The organism is Streptomyces sp. FIT100 (genome assembly GCF_024584805.1).
GTDB lineage: Bacteria > Actinomycetota > Actinomycetes > Streptomycetales > Streptomycetaceae > Streptomyces.
The window spans coordinates 3,493,600-3,515,282 of record NZ_CP075715.1 but is presented as its reverse complement, the minus strand read 5'-3'; the positions used below and the strand labels follow the sequence as shown (position 1 = coordinate 3,515,282).

Annotated in this window: 22 protein-coding genes; 10 read left to right on the top strand and 12 right to left on the bottom strand. The window is 73.6% G+C overall.

What is annotated here, in order from left to right; all coding sequences use genetic code 11:
* Positions 1 to 40: 40 nt before the first annotated feature.
* Positions 41 to 979 carry a MurR/RpiR family transcriptional regulator gene (locus KK483_RS15470; RefSeq protein ID WP_242338038.1) on the bottom strand — a complete coding sequence of 313 codons (939 nt, stop codon included), beginning with the start codon at positions 977 to 979 and terminating at the stop codon, positions 41 to 43.
* Positions 980 to 1,118: 139 nt separating this feature from the next.
* On the opposite strand from KK483_RS15470, the gene KK483_RS15465 reads away from it, so the two are divergent.
* Together KK483_RS15465 and KK483_RS15460 are read left to right on the top strand one after the other, a co-directional pair.
* Complete coding sequence (locus tag KK483_RS15465; protein WP_262005815.1) at positions 1,119 to 1,475, top strand: hypothetical protein; 357 nt, start codon at positions 1,119 to 1,121, stop codon at positions 1,473 to 1,475.
* On the top strand, positions 1,472 to 1,765 hold the full coding sequence (locus KK483_RS15460) for a DUF4031 domain-containing protein (RefSeq protein WP_262005814.1): 294 nt from the start codon (positions 1,472 to 1,474) through the stop codon (positions 1,763 to 1,765). Before KK483_RS15465 ends, KK483_RS15460 begins: the two co-directional genes overlap by 4 nt.
* A 33-nt stretch (positions 1,766 to 1,798) precedes the next feature.
* On the opposite strand, the gene KK483_RS15455 is transcribed toward KK483_RS15460, so the two are convergent.
* Both KK483_RS15455 and KK483_RS15450 read right to left on the bottom strand, forming a co-directional pair.
* Positions 1,799 to 3,010 (bottom strand): Cmx/CmrA family chloramphenicol efflux MFS transporter, encoded by a 1,212-nt coding sequence (locus tag KK483_RS15455; protein ID WP_262005813.1) that lies wholly within the window; start codon positions 3,008 to 3,010, stop codon positions 1,799 to 1,801.
* Between the two features lie 98 nt (positions 3,011 to 3,108).
* Positions 3,109 to 3,759: a hypothetical protein gene (locus KK483_RS15450; protein ID WP_262005812.1), complete on the bottom strand. Its 651-nt coding sequence runs from the start codon at positions 3,757 to 3,759 to the stop codon at positions 3,109 to 3,111.
* A gap of 111 nt (positions 3,760 to 3,870) precedes the next feature.
* Between KK483_RS15450 and KK483_RS15445 the strand changes: the two genes are divergently transcribed.
* Both KK483_RS15445 and KK483_RS15440 read left to right on the top strand, forming a co-directional pair.
* The gene (locus KK483_RS15445) at positions 3,871 to 4,308 is read left to right on the top strand and encodes a DUF6479 family protein (RefSeq protein WP_262005811.1); all 438 of its coding nucleotides are present in this window, start codon (positions 3,871 to 3,873) and stop codon (positions 4,306 to 4,308) included.
* A 60-nt stretch (positions 4,309 to 4,368) separates the two neighbouring features.
* Positions 4,369 to 5,067, top strand: a complete 699-nt coding sequence (locus tag KK483_RS15440) for a copper homeostasis protein CutC (RefSeq protein ID WP_262005810.1) — start codon at positions 4,369 to 4,371, stop codon at positions 5,065 to 5,067.
* A 200-nt stretch (positions 5,068 to 5,267) separates the two neighbouring features.
* Here KK483_RS15440 and KK483_RS15435 read toward each other — a convergent pair whose 3' ends face one another.
* Complete coding sequence (locus tag KK483_RS15435) at positions 5,268 to 7,364, bottom strand: HelD family protein (RefSeq protein ID WP_399014140.1); 2,097 nt, start codon at positions 7,362 to 7,364, stop codon at positions 5,268 to 5,270.
* A 338-nt stretch (positions 7,365 to 7,702) separates the two neighbouring features.
* Here KK483_RS15435 and KK483_RS15430 point away from each other — a divergent pair, with 338 nt between their 5' ends.
* The gene (locus KK483_RS15430) at positions 7,703 to 7,897 is read left to right on the top strand and encodes a hypothetical protein (RefSeq protein ID WP_262005809.1); all 195 of its coding nucleotides are present in this window, start codon (positions 7,703 to 7,705) and stop codon (positions 7,895 to 7,897) included.
* A gap of 168 nt (positions 7,898 to 8,065) precedes the next feature.
* The gene (locus KK483_RS15425; protein ID WP_262009518.1) at positions 8,066 to 9,184 is read left to right on the top strand and encodes a glycosyltransferase 87 family protein; all 1,119 of its coding nucleotides are present in this window, start codon (positions 8,066 to 8,068) and stop codon (positions 9,182 to 9,184) included.
* Here KK483_RS15425 and KK483_RS15420 read toward each other — a convergent pair.
* Both KK483_RS15420 and KK483_RS15415 read right to left on the bottom strand, forming a co-directional pair.
* On the bottom strand, positions 9,150 to 10,793 hold the full coding sequence (locus KK483_RS15420) for a DNA repair helicase XPB (protein WP_262005808.1): 1,644 nt from the start codon (positions 10,791 to 10,793) through the stop codon (positions 9,150 to 9,152). The genes KK483_RS15425 and KK483_RS15420 overlap by 35 nt on opposite strands.
* Positions 10,794 to 10,923: 130 nt before the next feature.
* Positions 10,924 to 11,685: a GntR family transcriptional regulator gene (locus KK483_RS15415; protein WP_262005807.1), complete on the bottom strand. Its 762-nt coding sequence runs from the start codon at positions 11,683 to 11,685 to the stop codon at positions 10,924 to 10,926.
* Positions 11,686 to 12,023: 338 nt separating this feature from the next.
* Here KK483_RS15415 and KK483_RS15410 point away from each other — a divergent pair, with 338 nt between their 5' ends.
* Positions 12,024 to 12,341, top strand: a complete 318-nt coding sequence (locus KK483_RS15410; protein ID WP_262005806.1) for a hypothetical protein — start codon at positions 12,024 to 12,026, stop codon at positions 12,339 to 12,341.
* A 45-nt stretch (positions 12,342 to 12,386) separates the two neighbouring features.
* On the opposite strand, the gene KK483_RS15405 is transcribed toward KK483_RS15410, so the two are convergent.
* A complete protein-coding gene (locus KK483_RS15405) occupies positions 12,387 to 15,077 on the bottom strand; it encodes a helicase C-terminal domain-containing protein (RefSeq protein WP_262005805.1) in 2,691 nt (896 codons plus the stop codon).
* Positions 15,078 to 15,249: 172 nt separating this feature from the next.
* Between KK483_RS15405 and KK483_RS15400 the strand changes: the two genes are divergently transcribed.
* Positions 15,250 to 16,221, top strand: coding sequence for a hypothetical protein (locus KK483_RS15400; protein ID WP_262005804.1), 972 nt, complete (start codon positions 15,250 to 15,252; stop codon positions 16,219 to 16,221).
* Between the two features lie 50 nt (positions 16,222 to 16,271).
* Positions 16,272 to 17,003, top strand: coding sequence for an HAD family hydrolase (locus KK483_RS15395; RefSeq protein WP_262005803.1), 732 nt, complete (start codon positions 16,272 to 16,274; stop codon positions 17,001 to 17,003).
* Here KK483_RS15395 and KK483_RS15390 read toward each other — a convergent pair.
* Positions 17,000 to 17,281, bottom strand: a complete 282-nt coding sequence (locus KK483_RS15390; RefSeq protein WP_262005802.1) for a hypothetical protein — start codon at positions 17,279 to 17,281, stop codon at positions 17,000 to 17,002. The genes KK483_RS15395 and KK483_RS15390 overlap by 4 nt on opposite strands.
* Positions 17,282 to 17,476: 195 nt before the next feature.
* Between KK483_RS15390 and KK483_RS35325 the strand changes: the two genes are divergently transcribed.
* Positions 17,477 to 17,860 (top strand): cold-shock protein, encoded by a 384-nt coding sequence (locus KK483_RS35325; RefSeq protein WP_138054570.1) that lies wholly within the window; start codon positions 17,477 to 17,479, stop codon positions 17,858 to 17,860.
* A 33-nt stretch (positions 17,861 to 17,893) separates the two neighbouring features.
* Here KK483_RS35325 and KK483_RS15380 read toward each other — a convergent pair whose 3' ends face one another.
* The 4 genes from KK483_RS15380 to KK483_RS15365 all read right to left on the bottom strand — a co-directional run bounded on the left by KK483_RS15380 (position 17,894) and on the right by KK483_RS15365 (position 21,575).
* Entirely contained in the window at positions 17,894 to 18,766 is an 873-nt protein-coding gene (locus KK483_RS15380) for a 1,4-dihydroxy-6-naphthoate synthase (RefSeq protein ID WP_262005801.1), read from the bottom strand.
* Entirely contained in the window at positions 18,763 to 19,539 is a 777-nt protein-coding gene (locus KK483_RS15375; RefSeq protein ID WP_262005800.1) for a futalosine hydrolase, read from the bottom strand. Before KK483_RS15375 ends, KK483_RS15380 begins: the two co-directional genes overlap by 4 nt.
* 25 nt (positions 19,540 to 19,564) lie before the next feature.
* Positions 19,565 to 20,065, bottom strand: coding sequence for a DUF2771 domain-containing protein (locus KK483_RS15370; RefSeq protein ID WP_262005799.1), 501 nt, complete (start codon positions 20,063 to 20,065; stop codon positions 19,565 to 19,567).
* Between the two features lie 97 nt (positions 20,066 to 20,162).
* Positions 20,163 to 21,575: an MFS transporter gene (locus KK483_RS15365; RefSeq protein ID WP_262005798.1), complete on the bottom strand. Its 1,413-nt coding sequence runs from the start codon at positions 21,573 to 21,575 to the stop codon at positions 20,163 to 20,165.
* Positions 21,576 to 21,683: the final 108 nt, after the last annotated feature.

The following is a 21,683-nucleotide window of genomic DNA, read 5'->3' as shown; positions in this document are numbered from 1 at the left end:
GGTGCGCGGTCGGACGGTTGCGGTGTCAGCAGGTACTCGGTCAGCGGGTGCGCGGGCTGTGGCGGTGCGCGAGCGCCTCGTACGAGGCGGAGAGGGCCGGGGCGGCCGACTCGTACGTGCGCTGCATGACGCCGATGAACAGGCAGTCGACGACGAGCAGCTGGCTCGTACGGGACGACATCGCCGCCGGCCGCAGCTCGCTCTCGCGGGCGGTCGACGTGGTGAGGACATGGTCCGCGTACTGGGAGACCGGGCCGTCCGGCCTGCCGGTGATCGCGACCGTCGTCGCACCGCGGTCGAAGGCGACGCGCAGTGGCTCGATGATGTCTCCGGTCGAGCCGGAGTGGGTGATCGCTATGGCGACGTCGCCGGAGCGCAGCTGCACCGCGTTGGTGACGGCGAGGTGCGGGTCGCTGTGGGCATGGGCGACGAGGCCGATGCGGAGCAGCTTCTGGGCGAGGTCCTGGGCGACCAGGCCGGACGCGCCGACGCCGTATATGTCGATGCGGCGGGCGCCGGAGAGGGCGGTGACGGCCGCGCCGAGCTGGACCGTGTCGAGACCCGCAGCGGTGTCCGCGAGGGTCTGCTGCTCGTCGTAGGCGAGCTTGGCGACGACATCCGCTATAGGGTCGTCCACAGCGATGTCGGCGGTGACGGCGGGTGCGCGGCCCGACTGCTGCTGGGCGGCGAGGCCCGCGAGCGCGAGGCGCAGATCGCGGTAGCCCGGATAGCCGAGCAGGCGGGCGGTGCGGACGACCGTGGCCTCGCTGGTGCCGGTGAGCTCGGCGAGGCCGGTGACGGTGAGCGCCGCGCAGCCGGCCGGGTCGCCCGCGACGGCTTCGGCGACCCGCTGCATGGAGCGGGTCATGGACGGCGCGAGCGTGCGCACCTTCGCCGCGAGGGCGGCGGGGGCGGGCGGTGCGTCGGAGCTTCCGGTCGCCTGCTGGCCGATGAAAATTTCCTTCACGTCGCTGGTCACTCTTGAAAGATATTTTCGGCAGCTTGCCCCGTCAACCCCCCGTCCGCCCTCCTCCGCCCCTGTCCGCCCGCGTCCGACCGTCTCCGCCCGCGTCCGACCGTGTGCGTCCCATCCGTACCGCCGGGGAGAGAATGACCCCATGAACGACGTCGACCCGCTGGAACAGGCGCTGCACGCGGCCCGCGCCCTCGTGCTCGCCGACCTCGCGGCCCGCGATGTGGCCCACGCGGAGGTGGTGTCGCTCGTCGAAGAGGCCGTCACCCAGCGCCGCTGGTGGGTCGAGCAGTGGCCGGAGGGCGCGGCGTACGTCGCGGGGCTCATCGCCCAGGACGTGCAGGACGCGCTGCTCGACAACTACGGCTGGTGGCCGCTGTGCCCGGTCTGCGTCTCCGGCGAGCCCCACGCACTCGACGTCGAACCGGAACTGGGACCCGACCCGCACTGGGTGTGCGCAAAAGCCGGCGTGGTGGTGGCCCCGGTCGGCGGACTCTCGTGACGCTGTACATCGACCCGCCGAACTGGCCGGGTCACGGCCGTATGTGGTCGCACCTGGTCAGCGACGTGTCCTTCGACGAACTACACGCCTTCGCCGCGTCGATCGGCTGCCCGCCGCGCGCCTTCGACAGCGACCACTACGACATCCCCGCGCACCGCTACGAGGACGCGGTGCGCGCGGGCGCGGTGCAGATCGGCTCCAAGGAGCTCGTACGCCGGCTCACGGAGGCGGGGCTGCGCAGGCCGAAGAGGCGGTCCGCGCCTCGGCAGGATCAAACCGAACCGTCGTGATCCCGTCATTACCGCGCGGCGGCGGCCTCGCGTTCAGTCCGCGCAGGCCAGGCCGGTCTTCGGCCGTGCGGGCGAAGACGCCGCGAGGTGGGACCGGGGTGCCGTGTCCCCGAGCCGCAGTGCGAGCGCGACCAGCGCGAGGGCGACCAGCGCCATCGCGGCGCCCGCCCACGCCGTCGAGGCGAAGCCGAAGCCCGCGTCGATGACCGTGCCGCCGAGCCAGGGGCCGCCCGTGTTGCCCAGGTTGAACGCGGCGGTCGCCGTCGCGCCCGCCAGCGTCGGCGCGGCGGCCGCGACGTTGAACAGGCGGGCGTTCAGCGCAGGGGCCGTGTAGAACGACGCGACGCCGATGAGGAAGGACAGGCCGACGGCGAGCACCGGTGTCCCGGCGAACAGAGCCAGGGCGGCGAGCAGCACCGCCGATGCCGCGACACCGCTCAGCAGCACACCGAAGAGGTGCGCGTCGGCGACCCGCCCGCCGATCGTCGTCCCCGCCAGCGCGCCGATCCCGAAGAGCGCCAGCACCGTCGGCACCAGGCCCTCGTCCAGCCCGGCGACCTCGGTGAGCATCGGAGCGAGATACGAGAACGCGCAGAAGACCCCGCCCGCCGCGAGCGCCGTGATCGCGACGGACAGCCAGACCTGGCGCTCGCGGTAGATCGTCAGCTCGCGCCGCAGTCGCGGTGCCCGCTCGGGGAGGGGGATCCGCGGGATCAGGGCCAGTACGCCGACGAGCGCGACCGCGGACGCGGCGCCGACCGCCCAGAACGCGGAACGCCAGCCGAGGTGCTCGCCGAGGAAGGCACCGGCCGGCACGCCGAGGACGTTCGCGATCGAGAGTCCGCCGATCATCACCGCCATGGCGCGGGCGCGTGCGTTCAGAGGCACGGTCGCCATCGCCACGGCGGCGCCGACCGCCCAGAATCCGGCACAGGCGAGCGCGCTGACGACACGGGAGGCGAAGAGCATCCCGTACGTCGGCGCGATCGCGCCGGCGATCTGGCCGAGGCCGAAGACCGCGAGGAGGGAGACCAGCGTGGCCTTGCGGGGCAGCCGCAAGGTCGCCACGGCGAGCAGTGGCGCGCCGATCACCATGCCGATGGCGAACGCGGAGATCAGCAGTCCGGCCCGGGGTATCGAGACGTCCATGTCCTCGGCGATGGGCGGCAGCAGCCCGGAGAGCATGAACTCGCTGGTGCCGAGGGCGAAGACGGAGAGGCCGAGGACGTAGACGGCCAGGGGCATCCGGGGCCGGTGGTCGGGTGGTTCTGGGAGGGCTGCCGAGGACGCGGAGGACGCTGAGGACGCGGACATGAAAGTGCTGAACCGCGGGATCGGACCTGTCATTCCCGTGCGAACAGCGTCTCCAGCTCGGCCGCCATGTTGTCGCGGGCCCGTGCCTCCCACTCGCGCTCGCCGTGCGGCGTACGGAAGAGCCGCGGCAGGTCCAGGAGCTGCCGCAGTACGTCCGCTCGGCCCGTGCGGAAGACGTCGTCCGGGACGAAGCCGTACTCGTCGCGGACGGCGGCGGTATAGGCGCCGTACGCGTCCGGCGACGACGCCAGGATCGCGAGGTCCGCGTCGCACAGCACCATGCCGTTGCTGTCGCCGTCCTGTGCGGCGTGCGTCTTCGTGAGGCGGACGAGGCGGGCGACCTCGTTCGTCTCCTTCGGCGCCACCCCGGCCTCCGCGAGGGCCTTCTCGGCGAGGCGGGCGCTGCGCTCCTCGTTGGTCGAGCGCTCCGGGAGGTAGACCGCGTCGTGGAACCAGGCGGCGAGACGGACCAGGTCGGGGGCGTCCGCGTACCGCTCCAGCGTGTCGACGTGCCCGAGCACGGCGGCGAGGTGGTCGACCGTGTGGTAGCGGCGCTGCGGCTCGGACCAGCGGGCGAGCAGGTCGTCCGCGTACCGGAACGGATCGGGGGAGGAGGCGTCCTCGCGGACGGCGAGGAGGTTGGCGGTGAAGCGGTGGCGGAGGTCCTGGGGGTCGGCCATGGGTTCATTGTCCACGGGCTGCGCACGAGGCCGGATCGCCGGGATCGGACGATAATGGGCGGATCAGGCTCGTGTGCCGAAGCGAGAGTGCGAAGGCCGGAGGCAGACGCCATGAACTCGTTGATGATCGTCCAGAGCAGCTCGGTCACCGATCAGGCGGCCGCGTCGCAGTTGGCCGGGATCGGTCCGTTCATCATCGGAATCATTCTGATCGCGCTGCTCGCGGGCGCGATGTGGTACGAGGGGCGGCGGCGGCTGCAGGAGCGCGCGCCGCGGCCGGAGGAGCAGCCGAAGGCGCCGGACCATCCGACCCATATCGAGGAGGTCCGGGAGCCGGACGAGGACGCCTTCCCGACCGGCGGTGAGCGGTTGCTTCCGTACAACCTCAAGACGTACAGCAGCCATGCGGCTCCGGAGGCGGAGGTGTCGCCGGCGGCGGCGGAGGCGGATGCGGAGAGCGAGGCCGGTCCAGGCGAGACCGGTGCGGGCAGGGCCGCCGGCCCTGGCGGGGGCGATGCCGGTGAGGGCCCGGCGCCCCGTACGGCCTGACCGACGGTCTAGTCTGGTCCCGTTATTGGACTAGACCTATACGGTCGGAGGGATGGGGACATGAGCAGTCGTGCAGTCCTGGAGGTGATCGCCCTCGACGCGCAGGACGCGGTCGCCGCGGAGGCCGGAGGAGCCGACCGCCTGGAGCTCGTCACCGACATGGCCGCCGACGGCCTCACCCCCTCCCGGGAGACCTTCGCGGCCGTCCGCGCGGCCGTCGACATCCCGCTGCGCGTGATGCTGCGGCTGTCCGACGGCTTCGCGGCGGGCAGCGCGGAGGACGTCGAGACGCTCGTCCTGGCCGCGCGGGCGCTGCGGGCGGAGGGCGCGGACGAGTTCGTCCTCGGCTTCCTCGACGCACAGGGCAACCCGGACCTCGTCATGGTCGAGCGGCTCGTCGCCGAGATCGAGGGATGCCGGTGGACGTTCCACCGGGCCATCGACCGGGCGGCGGACCGGGACGCGCTGCGCAAGCAGCTGGCGGACGTGCCGGGCCTCGACACATACCTGACCGCCGGGTCGGCGGCCGGTGTGGATGAGGGCATCCCGGTCCTGCTCGCGGAGGCGGCGCGGCGGGGCGAGCCCGGGTACGAGGCGCAGCTGCTCGTCGGCGGCGGCCTGCGCCTGGACCACCTGCCCGCGCTCCGCGCCGCGGGCATCGACGCGGTCCACATCGGCGGGGCGGCACGACCGCGGGGGTGGGCGGCGCCGGTCGAGGCGGCGGCGGTGCGGGCTTGGAGGGGGGCGCTGGACGCGTAGCGCCTCCGGCGGGGGGTGCGGGTTGGCGGTGCGGTGTTGCCGCGTGTTGGGTTGGTACCCGGCGTTTGAGGACAAGAGCCCCGGGTGCCCACCCGACAAAGGGCAACACCGCACACCCCCAGCCCGTCCGGCGTTTGAGGACAAGAGCCCCGGGTGCCCACCCGACGCCGGGCAACACCGCACACCCCCAGCCCGTCCGGTCAGGACAGTTGCGAGGGGAGCGGTGCCGTGTGGAGCACCGTCAGGCCCGAGACCGCGCGGGTCAGGGCGACGTACAGGCGGCGCAGGCCGGTGCGTTCGTCCGGTTCCGCGTCGACGATCGCCGCGGGCTCGTCCAGGACGACGTAGTCGTACTCCAGGCCCTTCGCCAGGGACGCCGGCACCAGCGTGAGGCGGGAGTCGGGCGTCGTCTCCTCGCCCGGGGCGAGCGGGCGCAGGCCCGCCGTGGCGAGTGCGGACGTCAGCGCGGGGACGCGTGCGTCCGCCGCGATCAGGCCGATGGAGCCCTCGTTGCGCAGGGCCTGGAGGCACGCGGCCACCACATCCGCGTCGCCGGACGCCGCCGTCCGGATCTCCAGCGACCCGGGGGACTCCCGGACCGAGCGGACCTCCGCCAGGCCCGGTGACATGTGCGGCAGCAGCCGCGAGGCGTACGCGATCACCTCGCGCGGCACGCGGAAGCCCGCCGTCAGCTCCTCCACCGCCGCGTCCGGCTTGCCGAGGTGGGCCAGCGCCTCGGTCCAGCTCCCCGTCGCCCACGGCGTCGTGCCCTGCGCCAGGTCGCCGAGGACTGTCGCCGAGCCGGTCGTGCAGCGGCGCCCCACCGCCCGGTACTGCATCGGGGACAGGTCCTGCGCCTCGTCCAGCACCACGTGCCCGAGCGAGTGGGTGCGCTCGACCAGGTCGCTCGCCTCGTCGATCAGCACGGCATCCGCGGACGACCACTTCGCCGACCGTGCCGACCGCGGCGGCCGGGTCCACAGGACGGCCTTCTGCTCGTCCGTGGTCAGCAGTCCTTCCGCGTGCTCCGCGAGGAAGTCCGCGTCGGAGAGCAGCCGCAGGACCAGCCTGGCCGGGTCCACCGCCGGCCAGATCGTCCTGACCGCGGCCTTCACCGCCGCGTTGCGCGCCACCGCGTCCTGTACCCGGTCGTCGGGCGCCTCGCCGGCGGCTTCCATCCGTACGAGCACGGCGTGCGCGATCCGCTGCGGGAGGGCGTCGCGCGCGGCCCCGTACCGGATGTCGCGGTCGAGCAACTCGCGGACGATCTCCTCCAGTTCGTAGGCGGGGACGCGCCAGCGGCGTGAGCCCCGTACGACCATGAGGGCCTCGGCCGGCGGGGTGACGTGCGAGCGCAGCGCGCGCCGCAGCACCGTGGCCATGCGGGCGTCGCCCTTGATGACGGCGGTCTCGGCGGGGTCCTCGGCCTGTACCTCCACCTGTGCGACGAGGTCGTCGACCGTCGTCTGCTGGACCTCCAACTCGCCCAGTGCGGGCAGGACTTGCTCGATGTAGTGGAGGAAGGAGCGGTTCGGTCCGATGACGAGGGTGCCGGTGCGGGCCAGCCGTTCCCGGTGCGCGTACAGCAGATAGGCCACCCGGTGCAGACCGACGGCGGTCTTCCCGGTGCCCGGGCCGCCCTGCACGCACACCGTGCCGGACAGCCCCGACCGTACGATCTCGTCCTGCTCGGGCTGGATCGTGGCGACGATGTCCCGCATGGGGCCGACGCGCGGGCGCTCGATCTCCGCCTGGAGCAGCCTGCTGGTTCGTTCGGCCTCTGCCGGGTCGGTGAGGTGCTCGTCCTCGTACGCCGTGAGGTCGCCTGCGGTGTAGCCGAAGCGGCGGCGCAACCGGACGTCCTGCGGGTCCTTCTTGGAAGCCCGGTAGAACGGCTGGGAGACGGGCGCACGCCAGTCGACCACCATCGGGTCGCCGGCGCCGTCGTGGACGTGGCGGCGGCCGATGTAGAAGCGCTGCCCGTGCTGGGTGGTGGGGAGATAGTCGAGCCGGCCGAAGAAGAGCGGGGTGTGCGCGAGATCGGCGAGCGCCTTGATCCGCTCCTGGACCTGGGCCTCCAGGACGGCGGCGTTGACCCAGTTCGCCGTGACGTCGCGGATGTCGAGGGCCTGGACGTCCTCGCGCATGGTGCGCAGCGCGGTGCGTGAGGCGGTCAGATGGGCGCGCTCACGCTCGAGCGGATCGGGCGACGGGGCGGGCGACGGGGCGGGCGACGGATCGGGCGACAGTGCGGGGGGCGGGTCGAGTGGCGGGTCGAGTGGGGCGGACGCGGGCACGACAAAGCCTCCTGCGGCATGGTTCGGGGCGTGGCTGCCCGTCCGGTTTCCGTGCGGACGAGGCAGAGGGGCGGCCCGTGGGGCCTCGGTTGAGGGTGGCGGTGGGAGACGGGCGGGAGCTCCACGGAGGGAGGCGGGCAAGACGGGCGATTCTAGTCAGCGGGCGCCCTGCGGGCGAACGGTTTTCCGCGGGCGACCGCCGGGCGGAGGGCCGGGTGGAGGGCCGGGCGGCTCCGTCCCGTAGGGGAGGCCGTATGCCGCAGGTCGTACGGGCCGGGTGGCGCGGCTCGGCCCCCGGACCGATGCGGTTCCGGGGGCGGGAAGCCCACCATGGAGACATGAGTACAGCCACCTTCCACCACCCAGCCGCGGGGCCTGGGCGCGGGGCCACCGCGACCGGCGCCGCCACCCACCACTCGCACCGGATCGGAGACGCGCTGCGCGCGGTCAAGGTCTTCGCGATCGCGGCCGTCGAGGTCGTGATCCTCGGGGAGTACGGCGAGGAGGCCGGCGTCGTCCGCCGCCACCGCTGATCCCCCTGAACGTGATCCCCTGAACTCCGCTGACCCTCCGTCACTGTAGTGTCGCGCGGTGTGACGTACCCGCACCGGACCGTGCCCGCCCGCTCGCTGCCGGCCGCAGGCGCTCTCGTCCTCTCGCTCGCCGCGCTGGCCGCCCTCTGCGTCGCCCGGCACATCCCCATGGCGGACACCCTCGTCTACCGGGCCGAGGGTGCGGCCGTCGCCAACGGCACCGACCTGTACGGCTTCACCGTCACCGAGTGGCAGCTGCCCGCCACGTATCCGCCCTTCGCCGCGATCCTCTTCGTGCCGACGACCTGGCTGCCCGTCACCGCCCTGAAGGCGGTCTTCGTCGCCGGGAACGCCCTGCTCCTCGCCGTGCTCGTACGCCTCTCCTGCCGCTTCGCCGGGCTGCCGGTCCGCGCGCCGTACGTGCTCGGCGCCACCGCGCTCGGGCTCTGGCTGGAACCCGTCTTCCAGACGGTCGTCTTCGGCCAGATCAATCTCGCGCTCGTGTGCCTGGTCCTGTGGGACCTGTCCCGGCCGCCCGGCGCCCTCGGCAAGGGCTTCGCCCTGGGTGTCGCGGCAGGGGTGAAGCTGACGCCCGCCGTCTTCATCGTGCTCCTGCTGGTCACCGGCAGGGTGCGGGCCGGGGTCACGGCCCTCGCCGCACTGGCCGGGACGGTGCTCCTCGGGGCGGTCGTCCTGCCGGAGGCCAGTGGCGAGTTCTGGACCCGGCGGATCTTCGAGACGGACCGTGTCGGCAAGGCGTGGATCGTCGACAACCAGTCGCTCCAGGGGCTCTTCGCGCGCGCCCTGCACCTGGCGGAGCCGGGCGCGGTGTGGGCGGCCGCGGCGGTGGCGACCGCTGCCGCGGGGCTGTGGACCGCCCGCCGCGCGCCCGAGCGGTGGGGCGTCCTCGTCGTCGCCTTCACGGCCCTGCTCGTCTCCCCGATCAGCTGGTCCCACCACTGGGTGTGGTGCGTCCCGCTCCTGGCCGTCCTGATCGCCGAGGGCCACCGTGCCGCGGCCGTGGCGGTGACGGTGGTCTTTCTGGCGCGCACGATGTGGCTCCTGCCCCACGAGGGCGACCTGGACCTCCAACTGCACTGGTGGCAGCAGCCGTTGGCGTCGCCCTACCCGCTGCTGGGGGTGGGACTGCTGGCGTATGCGGCGCTACGGCTGCGGAGGGGCGCCGCGGCAGCGCCCCTCCCGTCGGCGGCCCTCCCGTCGGCAGCCGTCCCGGCGGGGAACCGCCTTCCCGTCAGCCCTCGTTCAGCAGCTCGTCCGCGTCCATGATCCGGTAGGCGTACCCCTGTTCCGCCAGGAAGCGCTGGCGGTGGGCGGCGAAGTCCTGGTCGATCGTGTCGCGGGCCACCACCGAGTAGAAGTGGGCCTTGTGGCCGTCGGCCTTGGGGCGCAGGACGCGGCCGAGGCGCTGTGCCTCCTCCTGGCGGGAGCCGAAGGTGCCGGAGACCTGGATGGCGATGGTCGCCTCGGGGAGGTCGATCGAGAAGTTCGCGACCTTCGACACGACGAGGACGCTGATCTCGCCGTTGCGGAAGGCGTCGAAGAGCTTCTCGCGCTGGGAGTTGGGCGTCTCGCCCTTGATGACCGGGGCGTCCAGGTGCTCGCCCAGCTCGTCGAGCTGGTCGATGTACTGGCCGATGACGAGCGTCTGCTGGCCCGCGTGCTTGCGGACGAGCTGTTCGGTCACCTTCCGCTTGGTGTCCGTGGTCGCGCAGTAGCGGTACTTCTCCTCGGTCTCCGCCGTCGCGTAGGCGAGCCGCTCGGACTCCGTCAGATTGACCCGGACCTCGACGCAGTCGGCGGGCGCGATGTAGCCCTGCGCCTCGATCTCCTTCCAGGGCGCGTCGAAGCGCTTCGGGCCGATGAGCGAGAAGACGTCCGACTCGCGGCCGTCCTCGCGCACCAGCGTCGCGGTCAGGCCGAGCCGGCGGCGCGCCTGGAGGTCGGCGGTGAACTTGAAGACGGGCGCGGGCAGCAGATGCACCTCGTCGTAGACGATCAGTCCCCAGTCGCGGGAGTCGAAGAGCTCCAGGTGGGGATAGATCCCCTTCCGCTTCGTCGTCAGCACCTGGTACGTGGCGATGGTGACCGGGCGGATCTCCTTCTTCGCGCCGCTGTACTCGCCGATCTCCTCCTCCGTGAGCGAGGTGCGCTTGACGAGCTCGTGCTTCCACTGGCGGGCCGAGACGGTGTTCGTGACGAGGATCAGCGTCGTCGCCTTCGCCTGGGCCATCGCGCCCGCGCCGACGAGCGTCTTGCCCGCGCCGCAGGGGAGCACGACGACGCCCGAGCCGCCGTGCCAGAAGCCCTCGACGGCCTGCTTCTGGTACGGGCGCAGGGCCCAGCCGGACTCGTCCAGGTCGATGCGGTGGGCCTCGCCGTCCACGTAACCGGCGTGGTCCTCGGCCGGCCAGCCGAGCTTCAGCAGGGTCTGCTTGATCTGGCCGCGCTCGGAGGGGTGCACGGCGACCGTGTCGGGGTCGAGCCGGGCGCCGACCAGCGGCTGGACCTTCTTGGAGCGGAGGATCTCCTCCAGGACCGGCCGGTCGGTGGTGGTCAGCACCAGGCCGTGGGTCGGGTGCTTGAGGAGCGTGAGACGGCCGTAGCGGGCCATCGTCTCGGCGACGTCGACGAGCAGCGCGTGCGGGACGGGGTAGCGGGAGTACTCGACGAGCGCGTCCACGACCTGCTCGGCGTCGTGCCCGGCGGCCCGCGCGTTCCACAGCCCGAGGGGGGTGATGCGGTAGGTGTGGATGTGCTCGGGGGCGCGCTCCAGCTCCGCGAACGGGGCGATGACGCGCCGGCAGGCGTCGGCGAGCTCGTGGTCGACCTCGAGCAGGAGAGTCTTGTCGCTCTGGACGATGAGCGGTCCGTTCACGCGTGTGCCCTTTCGTCGTGGCTCCCGTACGCGACGCCGGTCCCGTACAGCCAATCCTCCAGTCTGCCTCATCGGGCGGTGCGGCCGAGTGGCCCCGGCCACACCGCCGTGCGTGGTAAGGCGAGGACCGTCAGCTGTCGAAGTCGTACTCCAGAACGTACGCGGCCGAGTCCAGGACCATCTCGTTGACCTCGACGGGTCGGCCGTCCTCGGCGAAGGCGGTCCGGCAGATGAGGATCACGGGCGTCCCCGGAGCCAGCGAAAGCTGGGCCGTCTCCTCGTGGGACGGCATTCGTGAGCGGAGCTCCTCGCGGAAGTGAACCGGTTTGTGGCCCAGCTCGGCGAGGCGTGCGTACGTGCCGCCGGGACCGGTGTCCTCGCCGGTGATGGCAGAGCCGGCGACCAGTGCGGCGGGGAGGTACGACGTGGCGAGGAGCACGGGCTTGCCGTCGAGCACGAAGCGCCGGCTCCGCACGCAGACACGTTCCGCCTCCTCCAGGCCCAGGACCTCGGCGATGTGACGAGGAGTGTCGGCCTCGGTGACCTCGATCCCGTCCACGACGAGATCACGCTCACCGATGTCCGCCGACCACACGGACCGGCCCGAGCCCCACTGCTCCCGTGACAACCGCTGGATGCCGCGCCGCCGCAGCGGCCGGAAGGCGCGGACGAAGACTCCTGCTCCCTTGCGCGCCTCGGCGATGCCCTCGCTCTGGAGCAGCCCCAGCGCCTGCCGGGCGGTCATGCGCGCCACTTCGTACTGCGCCATGAGGTCGTTCTCGCCGGGCAGTCGGTCTCCCGGGCCGTAGGCGCCCGAGTGGATCGCGTTCTTCAGCTCGTCCGCGATCCGCTGGTACTTGGGGCGGCGGTCCTCGCCGTCATTGGCCGTCACTCGGTGATCCTTTCCTCTCTAGACACCCTAGGGGAGGGCATGGCCGGGCGCGGTGTGCTGTTGAGGACTCTCCAGATGCCTGGCGTAGCGACACCGCCCCAGTCGCCGGGTCGGCGCCTGAGGCTTCCGGCGCCAACGGCACCGACGGTCCTTCTTTCCGGTCGATTCGGGAGGAGACCCGCCCGGGATCGGCGCCTCGCTGGGAGCCTTGGACCCCGCTGGAACGGAAACGCGCCGGGAGCGTGATCGCGATGTCAAAGGGCTCTGGACGCGCCAAGGGGTGCCTGTCCTGCCTGGGGTTGGCGCTGTGTTTCGTCTTCATCGGAGCGGGGATCCCGATGGGACTGATCGTGGCCGGCATCGGTGTCCACGATCGCTTCGCGGCAGACCGGCCGATCATGTGCGGTGATGATGTGATGCCCGATGACGACCGGTACGTATGTTCCGGTGGCACCTCCAGCACCTACGAAGGACTGCTGGAGGACCGACGTGATCAAGTGGAGCAGGCGCCGTACACCATGGTGATCGGCTTCTCGCTCGCGGCCCTCGGCGCGCTCGCGTTGTTGATCATCATCTGGTTCCTCAAAGCGCCAGGCCCTCAAGATCCCAAAAGCGCTCGGGGCCCCACACGGGATCGTCCGGGGCCGCCGCCCTAGCGACAGGCGGCGGGCGGGCGGTCCAGGCGCCGCGCGGTGGGCGCGTCAGGCCCCGTCCTCCGCCAGTTCCGCCACACCCGTGATGCGGTGCAGCGGGTACGTGCGGACCTCGTCGGCGGTGTGGTCGTACGCCGTCACGAAGCCGCCCTCGACGCGCACCGGGGCGATGACGCGCTGGCTGGCGGCGCCGTCGGCGTTGACGTAGCCGATCCAGAGCGCGGAGCCGGTGAGGGCGGCGGCCTGGACGGTGGCGAGGGTCTCGGCGGGGGTGGTGCGGGGCAGTTCGCCCTCCGCGGTGTGCGGGGCGGGCCTGCGTACGGCGGTGGCGGCCATGTCCCCGGCCCGGATCGCCTTCACCGCGGCGCCGAGCAGTGTGTCGTCCGGCACGGGCGGCCCTTCGGGCACGGGGGCGGGCGGGGTGCGGGGCGGGGTGCGGCGGGCGTCGGCGCGGGTGATCAGGACGTCGCCCTCGGCGGACTCGGCGGCCGGGGCGTAGCCCATCGTGCGCAGCCCGTCGAGCAGCGCGGCCGGGTCGGCCTGCGCGGCCAGCACGGTCGGGGCGAGGCGGCGCAGCCGCAGCCCCTGCGAGCGGCGGTCCGCGAGGATCTCGTCGAGGAGCGCGTCGTCGTCGCAGCGTACGTAGGCGGAGGCGGCGCCGATGCGGAGGTGGCCGTGGCGGCGGGCCACGTCGTCGATCAGATAGCTGAGCGGCTGCGGCACGGGCGTACGGCTGTGGCGGGCCAGGAAGGCGTGCAGGTCGGCCGCGGCCTGCCCGGCGTCGAGGGCGCGCCGCACGGACGCGGGCGTGAACCGGTAGACCGTCGCGCCACCCTTCGATTCCACGTCCGCGAGCACCCCCAGCGCTTCGGCCAGGGGCCGCTCCAGCGGTCCGGGCGCGACGGCGGTCAGGTCCGCCTGGAGAAGCACGTGATCGAGGGGCGCGGGCAGCAGCGGCGCGAGCGCCTGCCCGGCGAGCACGGCACGGGCCCCGAGCTCGGCGGGGGTCGCGGGGCGCGGCACTGTCGCCCCGGCGGCCCCGGCGGCCCCGGCGGCCCCGGCGGCTCCGGCGGCTCCGGCGGCTCCGGCGGTACCGGCTGCCGGACCCCCGGCGCCCGCTCGCGCGCCCAGCAGTGCGCGGGCCGCGGTGGAGAGCGAGCCGCGGCCGGTGAGGCCGAGGAGCTCGGTCTCGGTGAGCGTCCAGGTGGCGATGCGGGAGCGGAGGTCCGCCGGCTCCGGGCGGGCGGCGGCCACGGCGCCCCCGGCTGCGTTCGTGTCGCGGCCGGGGGCGTGGCGGACCGGGCGCTCCCAGCGCAGGCGGGCCAGGACCGTGGCCGGGTCCGGGGCGGTGCCGGGGGGCAGGGTGGCGAGGAGGGCCAGCACGCGGTGGCGCACTTCGGGGGCCGAGCCGCGGTCCAGGTCGGGGCCGAGCGCCGCCAGGGTGCGGCCCTTGGTGTCCTGGCCGCCGACCAGGCCCGCCGTGCGGGTGGCCGTGAGCCATGCCGTCGCGAGCGCCGTCCAGCGCTCCGCCGCCGGCAGGTCGAGCCAGCCGTCGTACGCGGGTGTGGGCGCGAAGCGCTCGTCGGCCTCGCCGTCGGAGGCCACCAGCCCGGCCGCGTAGGTGAGTTCGACCCAGAACGCGGCGATCTGCTCGGATACGTCCAGCACCGCCGCCGTGCGCTTGAGGTCGCGCACGCTCAGCCCGCCCGCGCGCAGCACAGAGGGCCCGCCGGTCTGCCACTCCTTCAGGAGCTCCTCGACCGTGGCGAGCGCCGTGTACGCCTGGCCCGCCGCCGTACTGTCCACAACCTGTGGACGGTGCTCCGCCGCGACGGCCACCACCGGGGCCACCGGCTCCGGCATCCGGTGCGCGCGGCCGCCGCGCAGATACAGCGCCGCCTCGCGCGGCAGCACCACCGTGCGCGGTGTCGCGGGCAGCAGCAGTCCCCGGTCCCGCAGCCAGCGCACCGGCGGCGCGGGATCGGCCGTGACCTCGCCGTACGGAGGCCCCCATACCAGCCGGTCGAGCACCGCGAGCGCCTCCGGCGGCGCCGTGTCCAGGAGCGCCGCCATCCGCTTGCGGTCGGTGAAGAGCGCGCTCAGTGCGGTGACCGCCGACACCGGGTCGTGCGTCGTCGCCAGCCCGGCGGCGGCGAGGATCTCCTGCAGCCGGCCCGGTGACATCCCGGCCGTGGCCTCGGCGACGGTCGGGCCGAGCCCGGTCGGGGAGGGGTGCTGCGGGGACGGGGCGAGCAGCTCGCGCGCGGTGCGCACCAGCCGCAGCCGCTCGTCGTCGCCCCAGGCCAGCGCCTGCTCCCGCAGGACACCGAGGGCACGCGGCAGGGCGGCGGCGACCGCCGGGTCGCGCTCACCGTCCTCGTCCCCGGCGAGGAGGTCGAGGACCGTGGCGTACGACGCCGGCTCCGCGGCCACCGCCAGCGCCTGCGCGGTCTGGAGCGCGAACCGGTCGAGCCGCTCCAGCGCGCGGACGACCGAGGCGCGGGTACCGGCGCGGGTGGCGAGCTGGGTGAGGTCGTTCGGGACGGGGGTCAGCAGATCGGGACGGGCGCGCAGCAGCACGGCCAGGCCCTCGTCACCGCGGGCACGGAGCGCCTCCGCGAGGGTGCGCGGCGCCGTCGCCCCTGCCGTCGTCGCTGTCGTCGCCGTCGTTCCCGCGGTCGTCCGTGCGGGCACGCTTCCGGGCACGTGTGCCTCCCGATCGAGTTCACCGGTCCCCATCCGGACCACGTTAGCCCCTGCCCGCGCGCTAGGCTGCGTCCGGTCGATCAGGCCGGATCAGTCTGCGTGCCAGGGCACGCGAGCCCGGCAGGACCGGCCGGACGCAGCCTGACGTCGGGTCAGGGCGCCCGCCGGCGGCGGGTGGCCGGGGCCGCGCTGTGGAGGGGCGACCGTGGGGATCGAGAGCGACCAGCTTGTCTTCGACTATCTGAGCCGGGTCGGCGACCTGGCCCAGCAGCGCCAGTTGCCCTCCGGGACCAGGATGCGGCTCGTGTCGTCGCTGCGGAACGAGATCGACCGGCAGCGCGCGAAGTACGACACCGACACCCCGGCCGCGGTGCACCGCATCCTGGGGCGGCTGGGGACACCGGACGAGGTGGTGGCCGCGGCGGCGGACGGAGGCGGCGGGGACGGCGCGCCCGCGGGGCGGGCCTCCGCGCCGCGCGCGCCCTCGGTGCCGTCCGCGGCGGTGCCGGAGCAGCGGAGCTCCTCCGCCGCGTCGCCTCCGCACCTGGCCGGGATGGACGAGCTCGGCCCGTCCGGGGGCGAACCCGACTGGTGGCGGATCGGCCCCGGGGGCCCGGGGGAGGGCGGCGACGGCATCGGCGGGTTCGTGGGCGGGGTGGAGATCGCGGAGATACTGCGGCCGCCGCCGCGGAAGGAAGCGGACGGGCAGCCCGAGAAGGGCGAGGCAAGCGAGGCAAGCGAGGCGAGCGAGGCGAGCGAGGAGACGGAGGAGCGGGACGGGCTCGACACGGCGGAGGACGACGGGGAGGCTCCGGAACGCCGCCGCCTGCTGCCGGGCCGGCTCGGCAACCCCGTGCTGCTGACCGCCGCCGTACTCCTGGCCGTCGGTACGGTCCTCGGCTCCTGGCTGGCGCTCGCCCTCGGCTGGCTCGTGGCGTACGGCTCGCGCTCGCTGTCCCGTACGGAGGCGAAGTGGGGTGTCCTCGGCCTTCCGGTCGCGGTGGTGGTGGGCACCGGGGTGTGGTTCTGGGGTCGGCTCAACGGCAAGTGGGGCGAGCCGATCCCCGCCGGCGGCGAGGCGATGGGCGACGCGCTCGCGGGGGCGTGGCCGTGGGTGGTGCGGGGCGCGGCGGTGGCGACGGCGCTGTACCTGGTCTGGCGCGCGCGCCGGAGGTAGCCGGGGGCCGTCTTTCGGGTGTTCGAATCCCGACCGGCACAATGGCTTCCATGGCTCCCACGGCTCCGGAACCCCGCCCCCGCCCGCTGACCGTCGGCTTCGACCTCGACATGACGCTGATCGACTCCCGCCCCGGCATCCACGCCGCCTACCGCGCGCTCTCCGCCGAGACGGGTGTCCACATCGACGCAGACCTCGCCGTCACCCGGCTCGGGCCGCCCCTGGAGCAGGAGCTCGCACACTGGTTCCCCGACCACCGGATCCAGGAGATGGGCGACCGCTACCGGGAGATCTACCCCGCGCACGCGATCGCCCCGACCCTCGCGATGCCGGGCGCCCGCGAGGCCGTGGCGGCCGTCCAGGCGCTCGGCGGGCGGGCGATCGTGGTCACCGCCAAGCACGAGCCGAACGCCAGGCTGCACCTCGACCACCTCGGCATCGAGCCGGACGCCGTCGTCGGCTGGCTGTGGGCCGAGGCCAAGGCCGAGGCGCTGCGCGAGCACGGGGCGCGGGTGTACGTCGGCGACCACACCGGCGACGTGCGCGGGGCGCGTACCGCCGGGGCGCTGTCCGTCGCCGTACCGACCGGGCCGTGTGCGGAGGGCGAACTGCGGGAGGCGGGGGCGGACGTGGTCCTGCCGGACCTCACGGCCTTCCCCGAGTGGCTCGCGGCGTACACCAATGCGGCCTACACCGACGCGAGCTGCTCCGATGCGGCCTGCTCCGACGCCGCCTGCTCCGACGCGAGCTGCGCTGCCCCGTCCTCCGCCGGCGCGCCCTAGGCGGAGGCGGAGGCGGAGGAGCGCGCCTGACGGCGCTGCGCGGCGATCGAGCGCAGCACCCCCGCGCCCGCGATCAGGAACCCGACGCCCATCAGCATGCATACGGCGTACGCGACCGGCGGGAAGGGCTCCGTGCCGAGGAACAGGGGGGCCACCGTCACCAGCGTGGCCACCGCGCCGACGATGAAGACGATCCCGCCGATGCGTACGAGGCCGTCGCCGGGGCTGCCGGGACCGTTTTCGGCCGCGGCGGAATTCGCTTGGGTTTCGTGAGTCACCCGACCAGGGTAGTTCCCAGCGCACAGGTTCCACCGGGGACGTCTTGTCAGTGGCCTCTGGACCATTAGCCTTGTGTGGTGGCGGGTCGGGCGACCCGCTGCAGTGCTATACAGACTGGTTTTTCCGCAGTTCCGGCAGTTCCGGCAGTTCCCGCAGTTACGCAATTCCCGACGAGTACGAGGACGAGGACAGACGTGCCTACCGGCAAGGTCAAGTGGTTCAACAGCGAGAAGGGCTTCGGCTTTCTCTCCCGCGACGACGGCGGCGACGTCTTCGTCCACTCGTCGGTGCTTCCTGACGGAGTCGACAGCCTCAAGCCAGGACAGCGGGTCGAATTCGGTGTCGTCGCGGGCCAGCGCGGCGACCAGGCGCTGTCGGTGACGGTCCTGGACCCGACTCCGTCCGTCGCCGCCGCGCAGCGCCGCAAGCCGGACGAGCTCGCGTCGATCGTGCAGGACCTGACGACGCTCCTGGAGAACATCACGCCCCAGCTGGAGCGCGGCCGTTATCCCGACAAGGCCCATGGCGCGAAGATCGCGGGCCTGTTGCGCGCGGTGGCCGACCAGCTCGACGTCTAGAGGGACACCCCCCAGGGCCCGCCGAGCGGGCCGTCAGACGAAGGACAGCGCATCCCGGCCGAGGGGCGGCACCAGCCCCTCGGCCGCGGCGCGTGTGAGCAGCCCGCGCACCGCCGCGTAGCCGTCCTCCCCGAGGTCGGCCGTGAACTCGTTGACATAGAGCCCGATGTGCTGGTCGGCCACGGCCGGATCCATTTCCTGGGCGTGTTCGAGTACGTAGGGACGCGACGCGGCCGGGTCGTCCCAGGCCATGCGCACGGACGTACGGGCCGATTCGGCCAGCAGCTTCAGCGTCTCCTCGCCCAGGGAGCGCTTGGCGATGATCGCCCCCAGCGGGATCGGCAGACCCGTGGTCGACTCCCAGTGCTCGCCCAGGTCGGCGAGGCAGTGCAGCCCGTAGTTCTGGTAGGTGAACCGCGCCTCGTGGATGACGAGTCCGGCGTCCACCTTCCCGTCCCGTACCGCCGGCATGATCTCGTGGAACGGGAGGACGACGATCCGGCCGACGCCCTCCGGGACCACGTCCGCCGCCCAGAGGCGGAAGAGGAGGTACGCCGTCGACCTCTCGCTCGGCACGGCGACCGTCATGCCCGCGAGCCCCTCGGAGCCTTCGGCCCGGGAGGCGCCCGCGAGGTCCGGTCCCCGGGTCAGGACGAGCGGACCGCAGCCCCGGCCGAGCGCCCCGCCGCACGGCAGCAGGGCGTACTCGTCGAGGACGTACGGCAGCACGGCGTACGACACCTTCAGGACGTCGAACTCACCGCGCTCGGCCATCCCGTTGGTGATGTCGATGTCGGCGAAGGTCACGTCGAGGCGGGGCGCGCCCGGGACGCGGCCGTGCGCCCACGCGTCGAAGACGAACGTGTCGTTCGGGCAGGGCGAGTAAGCGATCTTGACGGTGGTCATCGGACCTCCTCCTCGGGTACGGGGGCCTCGAACACGGGGCCGAGCTGCTCGAACGCGCGGCGCAGCGCCTCCAGGGCTTCGCCGATCCGCCACGCGGCCCGGTCGCGGGGGCCGACGGCGTTCGACACGGCCCGGATCTCGGCGACGGGCACGCCGTGCGCCACGGCTGCCTCGGCCACCCCGAAGCCCTCCATCGCCTCGGCGGCGGCCCGGGGGTGACGCCGCATCAGCTCGTCGGCGCGGGCGGCGGTGCCGGTGATGGTGGAGACGGTGAGCACGGGCCCCTGAGCGGCGCCGACGGCCTTGGCGATGCGCGCCGAGAGAGGCGACGGGGTGTGCGCCGAGCGGCCGAAGCCGAGCTCGTCGACGGCGAGGAAGCCGTCGGAGGTGCCGGCACCCAGGTCGGCGGCGACGATCGCGTCCGCGACGACGAGCGCGCCGAGCGGAGCGGTGTGCGGGAAGCCGCCCCCGATCCCGGCGGACACGACGAGGTCGTACCCAGCGCTTGCGGCCGCCCCTGCGCCGGCCGTCCCGTACGCCACCGCCGTCAGGGCCGCCGCCGTCAGGGCCGTCGCCGTTCCCGCCGCAGCGGCCGCCGGGCCCACGCCCGCGGACAGGACGTCCACGGTCCCGCCCGCGCCCGCGCACCGGCGCAGGGCGTGACCGCCGGGCAGGGCGGACGTGGTGGCCGCGGCGGCGGGCAGGGCGACGGCGAGGCCCGCCGAGACGGAGTCCGCCTCCGCGGGGACCGCGGTCACGACGAGTACGCGCATGCTGGGAACGGCCGGCCGCGGCCGCTCAGGACTTCTTGAGCGTGAAGTGCCAGATGCCGGTCAGCTTCTTGCCGGTGGTCTCCACGACGCTGACCTGAGCGGTGCTGGTCGCCTCGCCCATCGCGGTGGAGAAGAAGGCGCTGCCCGGGATCGACCGGTACGTCTTGTGGTACGGCTCCGGCTCGGCCTGCTGCCCGCCGATGAAGAGCGTCCAGCCGTTCTCGGCGATCTCCGGCTCGACGCCGAAGCGGACCCTGTCGTCCGCGGAGACCTCGATGGTCGGCCCGGTCTTCTTGTTGAGGCAGCCCTGGATCAACGATTCCTTGATGGCCTTGCCGTCGTTGTAGCAGGCCGCCTCGGTGGCGACCGACTCGGTGCCGACCGTCACGGTCGCGAGCGGCGTCGGCTGGTCGCAGCCGGAGAGTACGAGGAGGCCGGCCGAGACGGCACCGACTGCGGCGGCGGCCCGGCGGCGCTTGCCGGTGAGCTGGATCATTGTGCGGCTCCGCCGCGAGGCAACGGTCATGGTCCGAAGGCTATCGGGCCCTCGGTGTACCGCATCGTGGGGGTGCGGCGTGGCGCACAGCCGAGCACTTCGCGCCCCCGGGACCCGCCCGTCGAGGTCACCGCACCCGTGGCGCGGTGCGCACCGGGTGCGCGGAGGCGGAGGCGGAGGACGAGGACAGGGGTGTACTGCGCCGGGAGGCGACCAGCAGGCCGCGCAGCGACAGCGCGGCGCCCGTCGCGAGGATGGCGGCGGCCACCGACATACCGAGGGTGCCGCTCAGCGGCAGCACGATCCCGATCGCGCCGCCCACCACCCACGACATCTGGAGCAGCGTCTCCGAACGGGCGAACGCGGACGTCCGTACCGACTCCGGCACGTCCCGCTGGATCATCGCGTCCAGCGACAGCTTCGACAGCGCCTGCGACAGGCCCGCGACCCCTGCCAGCACCGCCACCATGAACGGGCTGAAGAAGACGGCCGCCAGGACCGCGGCCGACAGCGCGAGCGAGACCCCCGTGGCGACGATCACCTCCGGGGGCCGGTTGCGCACCCATGCCCCGATCGCCGTACCGCAGGCGTTCCCGACACCCGCCGCCGCACCGACCATGATCAGCGACACCGCCGCGCTCTGCCCGGCCATCGGATGCACCCGCAGCAGGAATGCCAGGAAGAAGATCAGGAACCCGGAGAGCATGCGGTGCGCCACGTTCGCCTGGAGGCCGTGCAGGACCGAGGGACCGACCGTGCGCAGGCTGGGCTTGCGCTCGCCGTGCGTCAGCATGCGGGCCTTGCGCTCGCCCTTGGCCGAGTCGACCTTGTGCGGCAGGCTCAGCGCGAGGACCGTGCCCGCGACGAAGATCGCGCACGCCCCGTACAGCGGCCACTCGGGGCCGATCCGCTGGAGTCCGGCGCCCACCGGCGCGGCGATCCCGGTCGCGACCAGACCGGCGAGCGTGACCCGCGAGTTGGCCTTCACGAGGGCGAAGCGCGGAGGGAGCAGCCGCGGCACCACCGCGCTGCGGATCACGCCGTACGCCTTCGAGCAGACGAGTACGCCCAGCGCGGCCGGATAGAGCTCGATGCCGCCCGTCGCGACCGCGCCCGACATCATGAGCGCCAGCACCGCGCGGGCCGTCATCGCGCCGGCCATCGCGGCGCGGCGGCCGTGCGGGATGTGGTCGAGCAGCGGGCCGATGACGGGGGCGAGAAGGGCGAACGGCGCCATCGTGATCGCGAGATAGAGCGCGACCCGGCCGCGGGCCTCGTCGGTGGGGACGGAGAAGAAGACCGTGGAGGCGAGGGCGACAGTGATCATGACGTCGCCGGCCCCGTTGACGGCATGGAGTTCGATGAGTTTGCCGAGCCCGGACTCGCCCGCGCCGTGGGCGTGGGTGGCGCGGCGGATGCCCTTCGCCGTGCCGGTGAACGGCCGGTGCAGGACACGGCCGACCGACCGGGCGGCCCTGCGCAGCGGCCCGGCAGCCCTGCTCAGCGGCCCGGCGGCAGGGGACGACCGCGCGGCTGTCACGACGCCATAGTGCCCTACGCGCCCTCGACCCGAACCGGGATTCGGACGGGCAGGTGGGCGGGGCGCCACGGAGGGGGTAGCGTGCGTAGCGCGCCACCGGCGGTAGTT